The sequence below is a fragment of the Minwuia thermotolerans genome (assembly GCF_002924445.1).
Taxonomy (GTDB): domain Bacteria; phylum Pseudomonadota; class Alphaproteobacteria; order Minwuiales; family Minwuiaceae; genus Minwuia; species Minwuia thermotolerans.
The window spans coordinates 70,304-87,843 of sequence record NZ_PIGG01000015.1 but is presented as its reverse complement, the minus strand read 5'-3'; the positions used below and the strand labels follow the sequence as shown (position 1 = coordinate 87,843).

16 protein-coding genes are annotated in these 17,540 nt (G+C 70.4%); 7 read left to right on the top strand and 9 right to left on the bottom strand.

Features of this window, described 5'->3' with window-relative positions:
* Window positions 1–152: 152 nt before the first annotated feature.
* The gene (locus CWC60_RS03590; RefSeq protein WP_109792636.1) at window positions 153–1,892 is read left to right on the top strand and encodes an N-acyl-D-amino-acid deacylase family protein; all 1,740 of its coding nucleotides are present in this window, start codon (window positions 153–155) and stop codon (window positions 1,890–1,892) included.
* Complete coding sequence (locus tag CWC60_RS03585; RefSeq protein WP_109792635.1) at window positions 1,892–2,836, top strand: D-2-hydroxyacid dehydrogenase; 945 nt, start codon at window positions 1,892–1,894, stop codon at window positions 2,834–2,836. Before CWC60_RS03590 ends, CWC60_RS03585 begins: the two co-directional genes overlap by 1 nt.
* A gap of 34 nt (window positions 2,837–2,870) precedes the next feature.
* Here the strand turns inward: CWC60_RS03585 and CWC60_RS03580 are convergent, their stop codons facing one another.
* From CWC60_RS03580 to CWC60_RS03570, 3 genes are all read right to left on the bottom strand, one after another.
* The gene (locus CWC60_RS03580) at window positions 2,871–3,578 is read right to left on the bottom strand and encodes a Phenylacetic acid catabolic protein (RefSeq protein WP_109792634.1); all 708 of its coding nucleotides are present in this window, start codon (window positions 3,576–3,578) and stop codon (window positions 2,871–2,873) included.
* A gap of 158 nt (window positions 3,579–3,736) precedes the next feature.
* A complete protein-coding gene (locus CWC60_RS03575) occupies window positions 3,737–4,678 on the bottom strand; it encodes an SDR family NAD(P)-dependent oxidoreductase (RefSeq protein ID WP_109792633.1) in 942 nt (313 codons plus the stop codon).
* On the bottom strand, window positions 4,675–5,718 hold the full coding sequence (locus CWC60_RS03570) for a 2Fe-2S iron-sulfur cluster-binding protein (protein WP_206419751.1): 1,044 nt from the start codon (window positions 5,716–5,718) through the stop codon (window positions 4,675–4,677). The genes CWC60_RS03575 and CWC60_RS03570 overlap by 4 nt, the downstream gene beginning before the upstream one ends.
* A 57-nt stretch (window positions 5,719–5,775) precedes the next feature.
* Here CWC60_RS03570 and CWC60_RS03565 point away from each other — a divergent pair, with 57 nt between their 5' ends.
* Entirely contained in the window at window positions 5,776–6,210 is a 435-nt protein-coding gene (locus tag CWC60_RS03565; RefSeq protein WP_109792632.1) for a MarR family winged helix-turn-helix transcriptional regulator, read from the top strand.
* An 82-nt stretch (window positions 6,211–6,292) separates the two neighbouring features.
* Entirely contained in the window at window positions 6,293–6,784 is a 492-nt protein-coding gene (locus CWC60_RS03560) for a PAS domain-containing protein (RefSeq protein ID WP_109792631.1), read from the top strand.
* Between the two features lie 220 nt (window positions 6,785–7,004).
* Here the strand turns inward: CWC60_RS03560 and CWC60_RS03555 are convergent, their stop codons facing one another.
* The 6 genes from CWC60_RS03555 to trxA all read right to left on the bottom strand — a co-directional run bounded on the left by CWC60_RS03555 (window position 7,005) and on the right by trxA (window position 13,771).
* A complete protein-coding gene (locus tag CWC60_RS03555) occupies window positions 7,005–7,802 on the bottom strand; it encodes a tetratricopeptide repeat protein (RefSeq protein WP_109792630.1) in 798 nt (265 codons plus the stop codon).
* A gap of 116 nt (window positions 7,803–7,918) precedes the next feature.
* Window positions 7,919–9,127, bottom strand: coding sequence for an acetyl-CoA acetyltransferase (locus CWC60_RS03550; protein WP_109792629.1), 1,209 nt, complete (start codon window positions 9,125–9,127; stop codon window positions 7,919–7,921).
* A gap of 242 nt (window positions 9,128–9,369) precedes the next feature.
* Entirely contained in the window at window positions 9,370–10,953 is a 1,584-nt protein-coding gene (locus CWC60_RS03545; protein ID WP_109792628.1) for a cisplatin damage response ATP-dependent DNA ligase, read from the bottom strand.
* Between the two features lie 21 nt (window positions 10,954–10,974).
* Window positions 10,975–11,733, bottom strand: coding sequence for a hypothetical protein (locus CWC60_RS03540; RefSeq protein ID WP_109792627.1), 759 nt, complete (start codon window positions 11,731–11,733; stop codon window positions 10,975–10,977).
* Between the two features lie 101 nt (window positions 11,734–11,834).
* Window positions 11,835–12,848, bottom strand: coding sequence for a ligase-associated DNA damage response exonuclease (locus tag CWC60_RS03535; protein ID WP_206419750.1), 1,014 nt, complete (start codon window positions 12,846–12,848; stop codon window positions 11,835–11,837).
* Window positions 12,845–13,771 (bottom strand): thioredoxin, encoded by a 927-nt coding sequence (gene trxA, locus CWC60_RS03530; RefSeq protein ID WP_109792626.1) that lies wholly within the window; start codon window positions 13,769–13,771, stop codon window positions 12,845–12,847. The genes CWC60_RS03535 and trxA overlap by 4 nt, the downstream gene beginning before the upstream one ends.
* Window positions 13,772–13,854: 83 nt before the next feature.
* Between trxA and CWC60_RS03525 the strand changes: the two genes are divergently transcribed.
* The 3 genes from CWC60_RS03525 to CWC60_RS03515 are packed head-to-tail and all read left to right on the top strand — an operon-like array spanning window position 13,855 to window position 17,469.
* The gene (locus tag CWC60_RS03525) at window positions 13,855–14,943 is read left to right on the top strand and encodes a cobalt-precorrin-5B (C(1))-methyltransferase (protein ID WP_109792625.1); all 1,089 of its coding nucleotides are present in this window, start codon (window positions 13,855–13,857) and stop codon (window positions 14,941–14,943) included.
* The gene (locus CWC60_RS03520) at window positions 14,940–15,791 is read left to right on the top strand and encodes a precorrin-6A/cobalt-precorrin-6A reductase (RefSeq protein ID WP_109792624.1); all 852 of its coding nucleotides are present in this window, start codon (window positions 14,940–14,942) and stop codon (window positions 15,789–15,791) included. The genes CWC60_RS03525 and CWC60_RS03520 overlap by 4 nt, the downstream gene beginning before the upstream one ends.
* A gap of 58 nt (window positions 15,792–15,849) precedes the next feature.
* Window positions 15,850–17,469, top strand: coding sequence for an AMP-binding protein (locus tag CWC60_RS03515; protein WP_109792623.1), 1,620 nt, complete (start codon window positions 15,850–15,852; stop codon window positions 17,467–17,469).
* Window positions 17,470–17,540: the final 71 nt, after the last annotated feature.

Genomic DNA, 17,540 nt, shown 5'->3' with positions numbered 1-17,540 from the left:
ATCGTGGCCGCCCGCGCGGGGGTTGTCAAACCGCCCGGACCGCAACTCCCGGCAGTTCCGCCGTGCGCATGGCGGATGGACGGTGATCGCCCTTCGCAGTGTGGACCGGCTGCACTAATCTCCTCCGCTGGTTGGGATCAGGGGAGACTGGCATGGACGCGAAGCACGATCTGGTCATCCGCGGCGGCACGGTCGTCGACGGCTCGGGCGGGACGCCCTTCGAAGCCGATGTGGCGATCGACGGCGGCGTGATCGCGACGGTCGGCGACGTCGCCGGCAGGGGCGCGGAGGAAATCGACGCGAAGGGCCGCATCGTCACGCCCGGCTTCGTCGACATCCACACCCACTATGACGGCCAGGCGAGCTGGGACCGGCATCTCACGCCCTCGTCCATGCACGGCGTCACCACCGCGGTGATGGGCAATTGCGGAGTCGGCTTCGCGCCCTGCCGGGCCGAGGACCATGGCCGGCTGATCCGCCTGATGGAGGGTGTCGAGGACATTCCCGGCGCGGTGCTGGACGAGGGCCTGCCCTGGAACTGGGAGAGCCTGCCCGAGTACCTCGATGCGGTCGCATCCATCCCCCACGACATCGACTTCGCCGCCCAGGTGCCGCACGGCGCGCTGCGCGTCTATGTCATGGGCCAGCGCGGCGCCGACCGGGAGCCGGCGACGGCGGAAGACATCGCCGAAATGGCGCGGCTGGCGCGCGAGGGCGTGGAGGCCGGGGCGCTCGGCTTCTCCACCTCGCGGACGCTCAACCACCGCACCAGCGACGGCCAGCCGACGCCGACGCTGACCGCCGAAGCGGACGAGCTTGTCGGCATCGCCAACGGCCTCGGCGCCGCCGGCCGGGGCGTGCTGCAGGTGGTCTCCGACCTCAAGGACCGGGAGGAGGAGTTCTCGATCTTTCGCCGCATGGTCACCGAGTCCGGCCGCCCGCTCTCGGTCTCGCTGGCGCAGAACGCCCGCGCGCCGGAGGCCTGGCGGACGACGCTGGACATGATCGGGCGGGCGGCGGCCGACGGCCTGCCCATCCGGGCGCAGGTCTGCGGCCGGCCCGTGGGCATCATCTTCGGCTTCGAGCTGACCATGAACCCGTTCTGCGACTTCCCGGCCTGGGACCGGGCGGCAGCCCTGCCGGTGGCGGAGCGGCTGAAGCTGGTGCAGACGGACGATTTCCGCCGCGAACTGCTGTCCGGCGCGCCGGAGAAACGCTCCGGCTTCGCCCGCCACACGCTGGCCGACTATGACAACATGTTCCCGCTGGGCGATCCGCCGGACTACGAACCGGCGCCGGACCGCTCCATCGGCGCGATGGCGGCGCGTCAGGGCGTGGACCCGGCGGCGCTGGCCTATGAGATGATGGCCGCGGACCACGGCCGGGGCATGCTCTACGTGCCGTTCCTCAACTTCGCCGGCCGCGACCTGCAGCCCAGCTTCGAGATGCTGACCGATCCGAACACCGTGCCGGGCCTGGGCGACGGCGGGGCGCATGTCGGCCTGATCTGCGACGGCAGCTTCCCGACCACCATGCTGACCCACTGGACCCGCGACCGGAAGCGCGGACCGAAGCTGGACCTGGAATGGGTGATCAAGGCGCAGTGCCGCGACACCGCCGAGGCGGTGGGCCTGCTGGACCGCGGCCTGCTGCGGCCCGGCTACCGCGCCGACCTCAACGTCATCGATCATGCGCGGCTGACCCTGCACCGCCCGGAAGTGCTCTACGACCTGCCGGCCGGCGGGCGGCGGCTGATGCAGCGCGCCAGCGGCTATGACGCGACCATCGTCGCGGGCCAGGTGACCTGGCGCGACGGCGAGCCGACGGGCGCCCTGCCCGGGCGGCTGGTCCGGGGCGCGCAGGCCGCTCCCGCCGCAAGGAGCGCCGCCTGATGCCGTCGCGCGTGCATGTCTACTCCAAGTTCAACGACCGTATCGTGGAGCCGCTGCAGGCGGTCTTTCCCGGGGCCGAGATCGTCACCCTGGACAGTGAAGCCGAGTTCGCCGACGGGCTGGGCGAGGCCGAATACCTGATGTGCCTGAAACCGCCGCGCGGCCACTGGGCGAAGGCGAAGCGGCTGAAGCTGGTGCAGAGCTTCGGCGCCGGCATCGACCATCTGGTGCCGATGGACGGCCTGCCCAAGGGCGTGAAGGTCTGCAACGCCGCCGGCCTCGCCGCCGAGCCCATGGGCGAATACGCCCTGACCCTGATCCTGATGTGCCTGAAGCGCGCCTGCTGGGCGGTCACCGGCCACCGTTCCGCCACCTGGCGGCAGTACATGCCGGGCTCGGCCAGCGGCGCCACGGTCTGCATCCTGGGGCTGGGGCGGATCGGCGAATCGACGGCCGCAAAATGCGCCGCGCTCGGCATGCGCGTCACGGGCACCCAGCGCCGCCCGCGGGAGGTGGCGCATGTCGAGCGGATCTGGCCCGCCGAGCAGACGAAGGAAGCCGTCGCCGATGCCGACGTGGTCGTCTCCATCCTGCCGCTGGTGCCGGAGACCGAGAACCTGATCGACGAGGCGCTGATGCGGGCGATGAAGCCCGGCAGCTACGTCATCAATCTGGGCCGCGGCGGCCAGGTCGACGAGGCGGCGCTGATGAAGCTGCTGGAGGAAGGGCATCTGGCGGGCGCGGCGCTCGACGTCTTCGCGCAGGAGCCGCTGCCGGCCGACAGCCCGCTCTGGACGACGCCGAACCTGATCATCACGCCCCATGTCGCCGGCGGCTTCCCCGACTACATGGGCGGGATCAGCCGCCTGTTCGCCGAGAATGTCCAGGCCCTGGAGGCCGGCCAGCCGCTGAAGACCGAAGTGGACCTCGCGCGCGGCTACTGAGACGGGTCCCGGACCCCGGCGCGCCAATCGCCGCTCAGGCCGCCAGTTCGACCTCGGGCAGGGTCAGGCCCAGCTCCTCGCAGACTTCCGTCGCGCGGCGGACATAGTCGTCGCGCATCTCCGCATTGGTGCGCTGCTTGATGCCCCATTTGCGGAAGATCTCGTTGTTCTTCGATTTCGGCCGGCCGAAGAAGGCGGGCAGATAGGGATAATAGCGGTTCACCGCGTCCTGGATGGCCGTCCGGCCTTCTTCCGTCTCCAGCATTTCCTTCGTGAAGTCCTTGCCGAACTGGGCGTGAAAGCGCTCCTCCGGCATGGTCATGCGGGCGAGATTGCGCAGCGGATGGAAGGAGCACATGGCCAGATCCTCGACCTGGATGATCTCCGCCAGATCGGCCAGCAGCTTGATGACGCAGAACTCGGCCCAGGTTTCCAGCGGGAATTCGAAGATCGAGAGCGGCCGCTTGCCGCTTTCGGGCACCATGCGCGCCGATTCGATACCCATTTCCTCGCCCAGTTCGCGGAAGCGGACGTGATGGCCGTACTCCTCCATGGCCACCCGGCAGGTGAGCCACTTGGCGTAGGGCGTGGGCGCCAGCGCGATGGCGGGCTCGTCGAAGACGCGCGCGCCGTGCAGCTCGTTGACGGCGTGGGAGATGACGATCTTCTCCAGCGCCTCGACATATTCCGGGTCGAGCCCCTTCAGCTCGGCCGCGGTCTTGACCTGCGGGATCTCGGTCATGGCTCAGTCCTCCACGGAGATGTCATGCCCGCCTTGTGCGGGCATCCGGTTTGCGTCGAAACATCCTTCGTCGCGGCGTGGCCGGAACGGCCGTCCGGACCCCCGCACAGGGCGGGGGTGACGGCAAAGGTTGCGGAAGCGATCCGGAGCCGCCGGCATCAGACGAAGGGCTCGGTATTGAACGCCTCGAGATCGGTTTCGAGGGGCGTGTAGTCGCTTTCGAACGCGGCCGCCGCCTCGGCCAGGCTTTCGGGCGTCCAGTCGGCGTCCTCCTGCACCAGCCGGGCGACGGGCCGGGGCTGGCTGAACAGGAAGATCTCGCGCCCGCGCACGCCGAAAAGCTGCCCCGTGACCTGCTGCGCCGCCGGGCCGCAGAGCCAGGTCACGGCGGTCGCGACGTGCTTCGGGTCGAGTTTCAGCGCGCGCGCCTTGTAGGACGCCTGGGCTTCGTTGGCGGGCTGGATGATGTCGGTGACCCGGGTGCGGGCGAAGGGCGCGAGCGCGTTGGCGGTGATGCCGGAGCGGGCCAGGTCCATCGCCGCGACGCGGGTCAGGCCGACCAGCCCGGCCTTGGCCGAGGCGTAGGGCGACTGGCCGAAATTGCCGTAGAGCCCGGCGGTGGAGACGATGTTGACGATGCGGCCGCGGTCATAGCTTTCGCCCCCGCCCCGGCCGGTCTTCGCGTTCTCGCGCATGATCGGCGCGGCGGCGTTGATCAGGTAGAAGGCGGCCGACAGATTGGTGCGGATCACCGCTTCCCAGTCCGCCGGATCGGCCTTGAAGATGAAGGCGTCGCGCAGGATCGCGGCGTTGTTGACGACGATGTCGAGACCGCCGAAGCGGTCCACGGCCATGCCGACGGCATGCCGCGCCGCGCCCGGGCTGGCGATGGATTCGGTGAATGCGGCTGCATCGGCCCCCAGTTCGCCCGCGGCCCGGCGGGCCACGTCCGGATCGCCGCCCTCGCCCGCGATGCCGCCGCCATGATCGGCGATCAGCACCTTCGCGCCCGCTTCGGCGAGGCCCCGTGCGATGGCGAGGCCGATGCCCCGGCCGCCGCCGGTGACGATGGCGACGCGTCCCTCCAGGCTTGCGCTCATGCCCGCTTCCTTTCCTGTTCGGCCAGTTCGCCGGCGCTGTAGAAGGCGTCGGCGTGGCAGTCGGCCTTCGCCAGACCCATGTCGGCGAGCGCCTCGACCGAGCTTTCCACCATGACCGGCGGGCCGGCCAGATAGGCCTTCCAGCCGTCCAGCGGGAATTGCCGCATCAGGTCGGCGCGCAGCACGTCCATCATCATCCCCGTGCGCCGCGCCGTCGGGCCGGACGGCTCCGACAGGGCGAAAGTCACCGACATGTCCCCGTGCGTCCCGGCCAGCGCCTTCAGTTCGTCTTCCATGTAGACGTCGCGTTCGTCGCGGACGCCGACGAAGACGCGGATCGGCTGAGGCAGCCCGGCATCGACCGCGCGCCTGACGATGGCGCGGATCGGCGCGAGGCCGGAGCCGCCGGCCACCGCCACGATCGGGCCGTTGTGTTTCTCGCGCAGATACGAGACGCCGAGCGGGCCCTCGACGCGGACCCGGTGGCCGGGCCGGAGGTCGCGGCGGACGAAGCTGCTGACCCCGCCCTCGCCCGAATCGCGGATGTGGAATTCCGGCCCCGGCTCGTCGGGGCTGTTGGCCATGGAATAGTCGCGCGCCGGCCAGCCGCCCTCGAAGCGGACCGAGGCGTACTGCCCGGCGGAAAAGTCGAACGGCCCGCCGGCCAGGATCTCCAGCCGGACCCGCGCGGTGTCGTGGGTCAGGGGCTCGACGCTCTCGACGGCGCAGTCCAGCTTGCGCAGCGGATGGGCCACGGTCTCGTCCTGATCCTGCCAGGTAACCTCGGCGTCGGACCAGGGCACGGCCCGGCAGGCCAGAATCAGACCCTGGCGCTGTTCGGCGCCGGTCAGGGCGTATTCGGAGAAGGGCGACATCTCGACCTCGCCCGAAGCCAGCGCCGACTTGCAGGCGCCGCAGTTCCCGGACTGGCAGCCGCACGGATAGGCGATGCCGTGACGAAGCGCGGCCTGGAGAATGGTTTCCCCCATGTCCACGTCGATGGTCTTCTCGACATTGGCGATGCGGACGGCGAAGGCCACGGACGCTCCCCGGGAATTATTGTTTGGTTACCCAACAATATCGTTCAAGGTGCGTTCATGATCAAGCGTCAGGAATTGAACCGGGGCATCCTGCCCTCGCTCGTAGGCTACAATCTGCGTCAGGCTCAGATCGCCGTGTTCAAGGATTTCGCGGACAGCGTCGGCCGGCTGGGGATCACCCCCGGACAGTTCGGGGTGCTGGAGCTGATCGCCAACAACGAAGGGCTCAGCCAGTCGGCCCTGGCCCGGGCGCTGGACGTCGACCGTTCGACCATCGTCGGCGTGCTGGACCGCCTCCAGGAAGCGGGGCTGGTGCAGCGCCGCCCCTCCCCGCGGGACCGCCGTTCCCACGAGCTGCATCTCAGCCCGCGCGGGGCCGAACGGGTGGGCGAGGTGCGCCGCGCCATTGCCGAACACGAAGGCCGCATGCTGTGCCGGCTGTCGGCGGAGGAGCGGGCGCGGCTGCTCGATCTGCTGGGCCGCATCCGTTAACGGGTTGTTCGACTTCTCAACCGACTATTGCCAGCCGTCCCGATTCCGCAACAATGCGACAGGGCGAAGGAGCTATCCCGTCGTGGAACTGCCGGAGCACAGCAGCCGATACGTCACCGTACTGGCCGAGGGCGAGGACGCCCTGGCGCGCGCAGACGGCCATTTCCGGCCGGCCATCGAGATGTGGCGCGCGGGCGGCGGACCGCTGCCGGACCGGCGGACGCTGGATCCGGCGCGGCTGGGCCGGCTGCTGGACAGCGTGCTGCTGCTGAAGCGCGAGGGCGACGACCTGATCCACCGCATCGCCGGCGGCGGCTTCATCGCCAGCAATGGCGACTTCGACCCGACCAGCCACGGCATCGGGGAGCTGTCGGCGACGCGCCGCGTGGCCCGCGTGCTGGCGCCGGTCTATTTCGACGTCGTGCAGCGCCCCCGGCCGGTGCTGGTCGACATCGTCTACGCCGACGACGGCGAGACCCTGGCCGACGCCGAGATGCTGATGCTGCCCTATGGCGACGGCGAGTCCGGCGGCGGCCTCAGCCACGTGCTCTCGGTCTACCGCTTCCGCGAATAGCGCCCGCGTCGTCGGAACCAGGTCCCGGATCGGCGGCGCCAAGCGCCACCCAGGACACGGAGTGCACAAGTAAAAATCCCGCGCAGGGCTGTTTCAGGATCACCCCTCCCGACCCGCTGACGCGGGCCACGCTCCCCCTTCCGGGAAGGGGGAGGGCAGGGAGGGGGATGACGTCACGGTGGGCAACGCTCGGGCATGGGGTCCGGGCGGCAGTGTTGAATCAGGGGCAGCCGGCTTCCGCCCAGGCCCTCAGCGCGCCGCGCGAGCCCGGGCCGAAGGCGCCGTCGATCGGTCCCTTGTAGTAGCCGGCGCGCTTCAGATAGCTCTGGGCCACCGTCGCGCGGATGACGCCGCGGGAGATCAGGTCGACATTGTCCTTTACCGTGATTTCGGGCTCGCCGGCCCGGCAGGCCGCGCCCGCGCGGTTGATCAGGGCCTTGCGATGGGTCGGGTTCAGCGTGATCGCCTTGCTGAAGTCGGCCAGCGCCTCCTGGTCGCGGCCCAGCCGGGCCAGCTCCCAGCCGCGCCAGTAGAAGCTGTCGGCCAGCTTGGGCTCCTTCTTCATGGAGACCTCATAGGCCTTCATCGCCGCGTCGGTGCGGCCGAGACGCGAGAGCGCGACCGCGCGGGAGAGGTAGACGCCGTCGGTTTCGTGGCCGCGTTCCAGGGCGCGCTCGACGTCTTCAAGGGCCTCGCCGGAGCGGTTCAGTTCCATCAGGGCGACGGCGCGGCGGTGAAAGTGCAGCCCGTTGGCGGGGTCGTGGCGGGTGGCCGCGTCCAGATCCGGCAGCGCGAGGTGATAGTACTTCTTCTTGTTGTAGGCGTGGCCGCGGCTGGAATACAGCGTCGCCAGCATCACGCCCTTGTAGTCGCCGGATTCGATCAGGGCCGTGCAGGCCTTGACCCGCGCGTCCCAGTTCTGGGACTGCTGACAGAGATCCATGTTGGCGGCCTGCGCTGTGCCGAACCCGGCCAGAACGGCCACCGCCGCCGCGGCGAGGAAGTTACGTACGTTCATCGTTGTCAAACTCCTCAGAGTACCGAACGCTTCTTCGGGAGCGGTTGATCGTACAGTTCGCGGGTGGAACCGGCCGCCCCCGCGCGGCCGCGCCCCTCAGCTGTCCCCTCCGCCGGTCAGGCCCCGTGCAGGCCGACGATCGCGATGGACGACACGTTCTGATGCGGAAACCCGCCCAGATTATGTGTCAGACCGATGGTCGGATCGTCAAGCTGCCTCGCGCCCGCGCGGCCGAGAAGCTGATTGTACATCTCGTAGAGCATACGCAGGCCGGACGCGCCGATCGGGTGGCCGAAGCACTTCAGGCCGCCGTCGATCTGCGCCGGCACGCCGCCATCGGCGTCGAAGAAGCCGTCGAGGAAGTCCTTCCAGGCCTCGCCCTCCTTCGAGATGAACAGGTCCTCCGCCGTCACCAGTTCGGTGATCGAGAAGCAGTCATGGCACTCGAACATCGAGACTTCCTTGCGGGGGTCCTTGATGCCGGCTTCCTGGTAGGCGCGCTTCGCCGCGTGCCGCGTGGTCAGGAAATAGCTGCCGTCCCAGTCGTTGTAGCTCGCTTCCAGGCCATTGGAGACGGCGAGCTGCAGCGCCTTGACCGAAACCATCTCGGCGCGCTTGCGGCCCAGCTTCTCGGCCATCTCGGTGGTGCAGACGATCGCCGCCGCGGCGCCGTCGGAGACGCCGCAGCAGTCGTAGAGGCCCAGCGGCTCGGCCACCATCGGCGCGTTGAGCACCGTGTCGGTGTCGACCGCCTTCTGCAGATGGGCCTTGGGGTTCTTCGCGCCGTTGGCGTGGCTCTTGACCGACACCTGGGCCATGGCGCGCTTCAGATCGTCGGCCCCGACGCCATGCTTCTTGCGGTAGGCGGAGGCGAGCTGCGCGAAGGAACCGGGCGCGGAGGCGTTGGCCCAGTACATGTTGGCGACGGGTCCGGCCATGTTCTGCGGCAGGCCGCCATAGCCGGTGTCCTTGAGCTTCTCGACGCCGCAGGCCAGCGCGATGTCGGCGGCCCCGGAGGCGACGGCGTAGACCGCGCCGCGGAAGGCCTCGGTGCCCGAGGCGCAGTAGTTCTCGACCCGGGTGACGGGGATGTAGGGCAGGCGCAGCGCCGTCGCCAGCGGCAGGGCCGACTTGCCGACGTGGATCTCCTCCAGCGCGGTCGAGAACCACGCCGCCTCGATCTGACTGGTCTCGACGCCGGCGTCGGCGAGGCATTCCTCATAGGCTTCGACGATCAGGTCGTCGGCGTCGCAGTCCCAGCGCTCCCCGAACTTCGAGCAACCCATCCCCAGAATGGCGACCTTGTCGCGGATACCCGACGGCATTTGGCGTTCTCCCCAGTCAAACAGCGGCCGATGAATTTTCGTTCGCATGTGTATCATATCGCCGCGCCGGGCGGAACGGTGCATGCGTCACACGGGGAGGAGAATTGATCGGGGATCGTCCGATGCTGTCATCCCCGATGGCCCGTGGGCCGCTCGGGGACCGGGCGAAGCCAAACGTCGACGCCCTTCCGTCGCCCCGATGCCCGCGCGCCTTCGGCGGCGGGCAAGACACCAAGGGAAACTCACTCCCCGATCAGCGCCTCCAGGGTCTCCAGGCGGTCGGCCTCCGCCGCGGGCTTGTCCCAGCGGATACGGGCGATGCGCGGGAAGCGCATGGCGACGCCGGACTTGTGGCGCTTCGAGCGGTGGATGCCGTCGAAGGCGATCTCCAGCACCAGCTTCGCCTCGACGGCGCGCACGGGGCCGTAGCGGTCCACCGTGTGGTTGCGCACGAAGCGGTCGAGTTCCGCCAGCTCCGCGTCGGTGAAACCGAAATAGGCCTTGCCCACGGGTACCAGCTCCGGGCCCGCCTCGCCGCCGCGCCAGACGCCGAAGGTGAAATCGGAATGGAGCGAGGAGCGCTTGCCGTGGCCGCGCTGGGCGTAGAGCAGGACGCAGTCGACGGTCATCGGATCGCGCTTCCACTTGTACCACAGCCCCTTCGGCCGGCCGGCGCGGTAGGGGCTGTCGGCGCGTTTCAGCATCACGCCCTCGATCGCCGGATGCGGCGGGTCCATGCGCCGGGATTCCAGCTCGTCCAGGTCGCGGAAGGGCACGAGGGGCGAGAGGTCGAGGCGCGGATGCGGCCTGGCCCGCGCCCAGGCCTCCAGTCTCGTGCGCCGGTCGTCGAAGCCGAGGCCGCGGAGGTCTTCCGCGCCGTCGAACAGGATGTCGTAGAGCCGCACGCCGGCGGGAAAGTCGGCCAGCAGTTTCTTCGTGACCGTCTTGCGGTTGAGGCGCTGCTGCAGGTCGTTGAAGCGCCCGAGGGCGCCTTCGCGCATGACCAGCAGTTCGCCGTCCAGCACGCCCTCGCCTTCCAGGCTCTCCAGCAGGTCGGGGAAGGCGGCGGAAATATCGTCGCCGGTGCGCGAGAACAGCCGCCGCTCGCCGCCGTGCAGCGCGAGCTGGACGCGGATGCCGTCCCATTTCCATTCGGCCCGGAAATCCGCCGGGTCGAGCCTCGGGCGCTCGGCGTCGTCGAGCGCATGCGAGAGCATCAACGGGCGGAAGACCACCGCTTCCGAGAGGTCGGGCTTCGGCGCGCGGCCCTCGATCCAGTCGAACAACGGGCCGTAGGGCGGCGCCAGCGCGTGCCAGACCTCCTCGATCTCGTCGATACCGGGCGCGCCCAGCTCGGCCAGCGCCGTCCGCGCCAGCCGCGCCGAGACGCCGACGCGCAGCCCGCCGGTGATCAGCTTCAGCAGCGCCCAGCGGCCATTGGCGTCGAGGCGGTCCAGCAGCTCGGCGACCAGCGCCGGGGCGTCCTTCCGCGCCGCGGCCTCCAGCCGTTCGACGGTCTCGGCCAGGCCCGGCGCGGCGTTCGCCGGCGTCTCGGGCGCGGGCCAGAGCAGGGCCACCGTCTCGGCCAGGTCGCCGACATAGTCGTAGGACAGGCGGAACAGCTCCGGGTCGGTGCGCGCGCCGGCCAGTTCGCGCACCAGCGCCGGCTTGACCGTCTTCAGGCTCAGCTCCCCGGCCAGCGCGGCCAGCGCCACGCCCCGGTCCGGGTCGGGCGTGCGGCGCATGTAGTCCGCGATCAGCCTGACCTTGACGTTGCGCGCGCCGACATGACTCAGCCGGTCGAGCAGTTCGGCGAAGGCTTCCATGTCCGCGGCTACCGTGCGGCTTCAGCGCCCGCCCGCATAGAGCCAGTCGAACAGCGCCGCGTCGGTCCCGGTAAGCCGGCCCGTCCGCGCGATGGCCGTCGCCGCCTCGTTGCGCTTCATCGTGTCGGTGGCGTAGAGCGAGTCGCCCGGCGGCTGGGCCGCGAACTCGACGTGCAGGAAAGCCGAGGCCAGGGCGATGGCGATCTTGGCCTCGGGGCGCACGCCCTCGATGGCGTAGGGATTGTCGATCGAGATGTAGAACACCGTTTCCGCGCGCGTCGGACGGTCGCCGGGGCCCAGGCCGATGGAGCGCCGCTGGTCGACGAGCTGGCCCGATTCCACGGTTTCCGTCCATGAGGTCACGAAATCCTCGGCGCTGCGCCCGCCGGAGGCGCTCGCCCAGACGCGCTCGAAGAACGGCCGCCAGTCCGGGTGGCGCAGCAGGAACTCCGGATGATCGGTGAAGAACAGCAGCATGTCGGGCTGGCAGCCCGGCGCGAACTCGATCCCCGGCAGGTTCGGGGCGGCGGACCTGAGCGCATCCTCGTAGACCCGCTTCACGTCGCCCGGCCGGATCGGCTCGTGCTCCTGGAACAGCGCCACCGAACCGACGCAGACGGGATCGTACCAGCGGTCGTAGAGGGCGATCTCCGCGCCCTCGAGCTCGGGCGGGCGCTCGCCTTCCTGCGCAGCGGCGCCGGCGGCGAGCCCCGCGGCGACAAGGCCGGCCGCGAGCAGGGCGGGCAGCCGGAACGGACGGCGGGCGGGTTCGGCGGTCACGGCGTCTCTCCTGTGTCGGCCTTGGAGCTCCGTTCGAATGTGGGCGATCGCCGCCGGCCTGTCACCCCGCAAGCCCCCCGGTCCCGGGGTCGGCACGCGGTTCAGGCGGCTTCCTCGTCCTCCTCGCGGCCGACAAGATGCAGCGCGCGGGCGTCGCGGCCGATGGAGCGGGCGTAGTGGACCAGCGCGTCCTCCCGGCCATGCGTGACCCAGATCTCCGGGGCATCGACCTCTTCGATGGTGCGGGTCAGTTCGTCCCAGTCGGCATGGTCGGAGATGATCAGCGGCAGCTCCGCGCCGCGTTGCCTGGCGCGGGCGCGGACCCGCATCCAGCCGGAGGCGACGGCGGTCACCGGGTCCGCCATGCGCCGCGACCAGCGGTCGGCGATGGCCGACGGCGGGCAGAGCACCAGCCTGCCCCTGAGCGCCGAACGCGGCAGGCCGGCGACCGGCGCGGTCGGACCCAGCTCGACGCCGAAGCGTTCGTAGAGCTTGCAGAGATTCTGCAGCGCGCCGTGCAGGTAGATGGTCTGATCGAAACCCGCTTCGCGGATCAGGCGGATAACCCGCTGGCACTTGCCCAGCGCGTAGACGCCCAGCAGGTGCGTCCGCTCGGGGAAGCGCTGCATGGAGGCCAGCAGCTTCGCGATCTCCTCCGCGTCCGGCGGATGGCGGAAGACCGGCAGGCCGAAGGTCGCCTCGGTGACGAAGACGTCGCAGGGCACGACCTCGAAGGCTTCGCAGGTGGGATCGCGGCGGCGCTTGTAGTCGCCGGAGACGACGATGCGCTCGCCGCCGTGCTCGATCACCGCCTGGGCGCTGCCCAGGACATGGCCCGCCGGGGCGAGGCGGAGCCTGGCGTCGCCGATGGTCAGCGTCTCGCCGAGGCGGAGCGGCTGCAGGCTGCGGCCCGCGCGTTCGCCGTAGCGCGCCTCGGCGATGGCCAGCGTCTCCGGCGTCGCCAGCACCGCCCCGTTGCCGGGACGGGCGTGGTCGGCATGGCCGTGGGTGACCACGGCCCGGTCCACGGGGCGGACGGGGTCGATGTAGAAATCGCCGGCATGGCAGTAGAGCCCCGCGGGGCGCGGCTCCAGCCAGGACCGGCGGCGGCTCAACTGAGCAGCAGCGCCGACAGCCGGCGCCGCGTCGGGCGGGTCAGCGGATCCTTCGGACCCCAGGCCTCGAACAGCTGCACCAGTTTCTTGCGGGCGGCGTCCTCGTTCCACTCGCGGTCGTGCTCGAAGATGTGCAGCAGGTGCTCGACCGCTTCCTCGCGCCGGCCGGCCGACAGCAGCGCCTCGGCCAGGTCGTAGCGGACCTGCGAATCGGACGGCTTCCCGTCCAGTTCGGCCTGCAGCCTGTCGACCTCCTCCGATCCCGCCGGGTCGCCGGTGTTGCGCGCCAGGTCGAGCGCCGCCTTGGCGCCGGAGATCTCGCCATGGAGGGAAATCGCCACCGGCACCTGGTCCAGCACTTCCTGCGCGGCATCCAGTTCGCCCAGTTCGACATAGCAGCGGATCAGCCCGGCGAAGCCCTCGGGGCTTTCCGGCTGCTCCTGCAGCAGCTGCGCATAGGCGCGCGCCGCGGTAGCGAAGTCGCCTTCCTCGCGTGCGGCGCTGGCTGCTTCGATGAGCTGTTCGGCGGGGCTCGGGCCGATGCCGCCGGCGATGCGATCGATGAACTCCCGGATCTGGCTCTCCGGCAGGGCGCCCATGAAGCCGTCCACCGGCTGACCGTCCTGGAACGCGAACACCGCCGGGATCGACTGGATGCGCATCTGCTGGGCGATCTGCTGATTCTCGTCGACGTTGATCTTCACCAGCTTGACCTTGCCGCCGGCCTGCTGGACCACCTTCTCCAGAATGGGCGTGAGCTGCTTGCAGGGGCCGCACCAGGGGGCCCAGAAGTCGACCAGCACCGGCTGTTCGCGCGACGCCTCGACGACGTCGGCCATGAAATTGCGGGTATCGGTGTCCTTGATCAGATCGCCGGCCGCGGGTGCCGCGCCGCTGTCGGCGCCGCCAATTATCGTTTCCATCTGCTTCGATCCCCGTGGTTCATGTCGTGTCCCGTGATGTAGAACGTCCGGAGCTTCAGGGCAATCGGGGGGCGCGCGCGGCCATGGCGGAGGAAAGGACGGGACGGCTGAGGTCCGGCTGGACCACCGGCGCCTGCGCGACCGCCGCGGCCAAGGCGGCCTTCACCGCGCTGCTGACCGGGCGTTTCCCCGATCCTGTGACCATCACCCTGCCGAAGGGGCAGACGCCCGCCTTCGCGCTGGCGTATCAGGGGCTTTCCGGCGAGGCCGCCAGCGCAGGCGTGATCAAGGACGCCGGCGACGACCCCGACGTCACCCACGGCGCGCTGATCGTCGCCACGGTGCGCCGCCTGCCGGCCGGTTCGGGCGTCCGCTTCCGCGCCGGCGAGGGCGTCGGCACGATCACGAAACCCGGCCTGCCGCTGCCCCCCGGGGAGCCGGCGATCAACCCCGTGCCGCGCGACATGATGCGGGCCGCCATCTTCGAGGCCGCGAGCGCCCTTGGCGCGGCGGGCGACGCGGAGATCGAGATCTCCATCCCCGGCGGGGAGAAACTGGCGGAGCGCACCTGGAACGGCCGCCTCGGCATCGAGGGCGGGCTTTCGATCCTCGGCACCACGGGCATCGTCAAGCCGTTTTCCTGCGCCGCCTGGATCGCCTCGATCCACCGCGGCGTCGATGTCGCGGTGGCAAACGGCTTCGCTCACGTCGCCGCGGCCACGGGCTCGACCTCGGAAGCGGCGGTACGCGCGCGCTACGGCCTGGACGAAAGCCATGTCCTCGACATGGGCGACTTCATCGGCGGCACGCTGAAGTACCTGAAGTCCCATCCCGTACCGCGGCTCACCATCGCCGGCGGCTTCGCCAAGCTGCTGAAATTCGCGCAAGGGGCGAACGACCTCCATTCGGGCCGCAGCCAGGTGGATTTCGCCCGGCTTGCGGCGACGCCGGGCCTGCCGGAGGCGCTGCGCGCGAAGGTCGCCGCGGCCAACACGGCCAAGCAGGCGCTGGACCTCTGCGGAGAAGCCGGCTTCGACCTCGCCGGGCCGGTGGCGGAGGCCGGACGGGCGCGCGCGGCGGAGATGCTGGCGGGCACAGGGGTCCGGGTCGGCGTCATGATCGTCGACCGCCAGGGCGGGATCGCCGCGCTGGCGGAAGATGCAAGCGCATGAAACGGGTCTTGCTGCTGGCCGGCACGGGGGAAGCACGCGCGATTGCGGCGGCGCTGAGAGACCGCTTCCGGGTCACCGCTTCGCTGGCCGGCGCGACGGCGCGGCCCGGCGATCTCGGCGTCGCCACCCGCACCGGCGGCTTCGGCGGGGCCGACGGGCTGCGGCGATTCATCGAAGCCGAAGGGATCGACCTGCTGATCGACGCCACGCACCCTTTCGCCGCGCGGATGAAGGCGAATGCGGCGGCGCAGATGGTTCCGGTGCTCCATGTCATCCGCCCGCCCTGGCGGCCCGGCCCGGACGAACGCTGGACCGTCGTTCCAGACCTCGAGGCCGCGGCCCGGGCGCTGCCCGCGGACGCCCGCGCCTTCCTGGCGCTGGGCGCGCGCCATCTCGATGCCTTCCGCGGCCACCCGGCGGAGATGCTGGTGCGCAGCGTGGACGCGCCGCCCGCGCCGGACACAGCGAACAGGTCTTCGCTTGAATCCCCCTCCCCCTTGGTGGGGGAGGGTCGGGGTGGGGGTGAGACACCCGGCGCCGGTGATGGGCTCAATGATTCAGAAGGCGCGCCAGCCAGCCATGCCATCCCTCGCGCGCCGACCGTCATCACCTTCATCCAGGGCCCGCCCGGCGCCGTGGCGGAAGAGACGGCGCTGCTCCGCGACCGCCGCATCACGCATCTGGTCTGCCGCAATTCGGGCGGCGGCGCCGGCCGGGCCAAGCTGGATGCGGCGCGGGCGCTCGGGATCGAGGTCATCGTGATCGGCCGTCCGCCCCCACCTTCCGGCGAGATTGTGGAATCCCCGGAAGACGCCATCCGCTGGGCGCTCGCCCGCGCCGGCGATTGACGCTCCCGCCCCCTCGCCGCACTCTCCGGCGAGAGACGATGTCACCGGGGAGGACAGCATGAACGCGGACGGGGCCGGGCGGCCGGACTATCACGACTTCATGGCGGGCTTCGATCCCGACAGCCTGGTGCGGGAGCTGGCCGGCGACATGAGCGCGCTCAACGCCTGCGTCGAGTGCTGCGACCGGCACGCCGGCCAGGGCCGGGTGGCGGTGAACTATGAGGGCGCGGACGGGACCAGCCGCGCCATCACCTTCGAGGAACTGAGAGATCGCTCGGCGCAGGTGGCGAACCTGCTGGCGAAGCACGGCGTCGGCCCCGGCGACCGGGTCTCGGGCCTGCTGCCGCGGATTCCGGAGCTGGTGGCGCTGGTGCTCGGCGTCTGGCGCGCCGGCGCGGTCTACCAGCCGCTGTTCACCGCCTTCGGGCCGAAGGCGATCGATCATCGCCTGAAGACGAGCGGCGCGAAGGTCGTGGTCACCGACCGGGAGAACCGGCCCAAGCTGGACGAGGTCGAGGAGCGCCCCGTCATCATGACCATCGGCGGCCATGGCGGCGACATCGACTTCAACGCCGCCGCGGACGCGGAGCCCGCCCGCTTCGAGCCGGTGATGCGGAAGGGATCCGACGGCATGCTGCTGATGGCGACCTCGGGGACGACGGGCCTGCCCAAGGGTGTGAAGGTGCCGCTCTCGGCGCTCCCCGCCTTCGCCGCCTACATGAAGTTCGGCCTGGAGCTGCTGCCCGACGACGTGTTCTGGAACATCGCCGATCCGGGCTGGGCCTACGGCCTCTACTACGCCGTCACGGGGCCGCTGCTGCTGGGCCACCAGACCACGCTGCACGACGGCCCGTTCAGCGTCGACAGCACGGTGCGCATCGTGAAGAAGCTGGGCGTCACCAACTTCACCGGCGCCCCCACCGCCTACCGCATGATCGCCGCCGGCGGCGGCGAAGCGCTGGCGACGATGAAGGGGCAGATCCGCGTCGCTTCCAGCGCCGGGGAGCCGCTCAACCCGGAGCTGATGCGCTGGTGGGAGGCCAATGTGGGCAGCCGCCTGTTCGACCAGTACGGCCAGACCGAATGCGCCATGGTGCTGATGAACCATCACGGGCTCAGCCATGATGTCCATCCGGGCGCCGCCGGCTATCCCATGCCGGGCTTCGCGCTCGCCGTGGTCGACGAGCAGGGCCGTCCGGTCGAGAAAGGGCAGCATGGCATCCTGGCGGTGGACCTGAAGAACTCCCCCTACATGTTCTTCGAGGGCTATCTCGGCCGCGAGGGGCAGGACTGGGTTGGCGATTACTACCTCACCGGCGACACGGTCGAGGAAAACCAGGACGGCACCATCAGCTTCGTCGGCCGCTCCGACGACGTCATCACCTCGGCGGGCTACCGCATCGGCCCCTTCGACGTCGAAAGCGCCCTGCTGGAGCACCCGGCGGTGGCCGAATCGGCGGTGGTCGGCAAGCCGGACCCGGAGCGCGGCGAGATCGTCAAGGCCTTCGTCATCCTGACCGCGGGCCATGCGGGCACCGACGCGCTGGCCGAGGAACTGCGCCAGCATGTCCGTCAGCGGCTCGGCAAGCACGCCTATCCGCGCGAGGTCGCCTTCCCCGACAGCCTGCCCAAGACGCCGTCGGGCAAGATCCAGCGCTTCCTGCTCAGGAAGGAATAGAGCGCGGGCAGGGTCTGGCGGTGATCCCCCCTCGATGGGGGAGGGTCGGGGCGGGGGTGAATTGGCGAAGC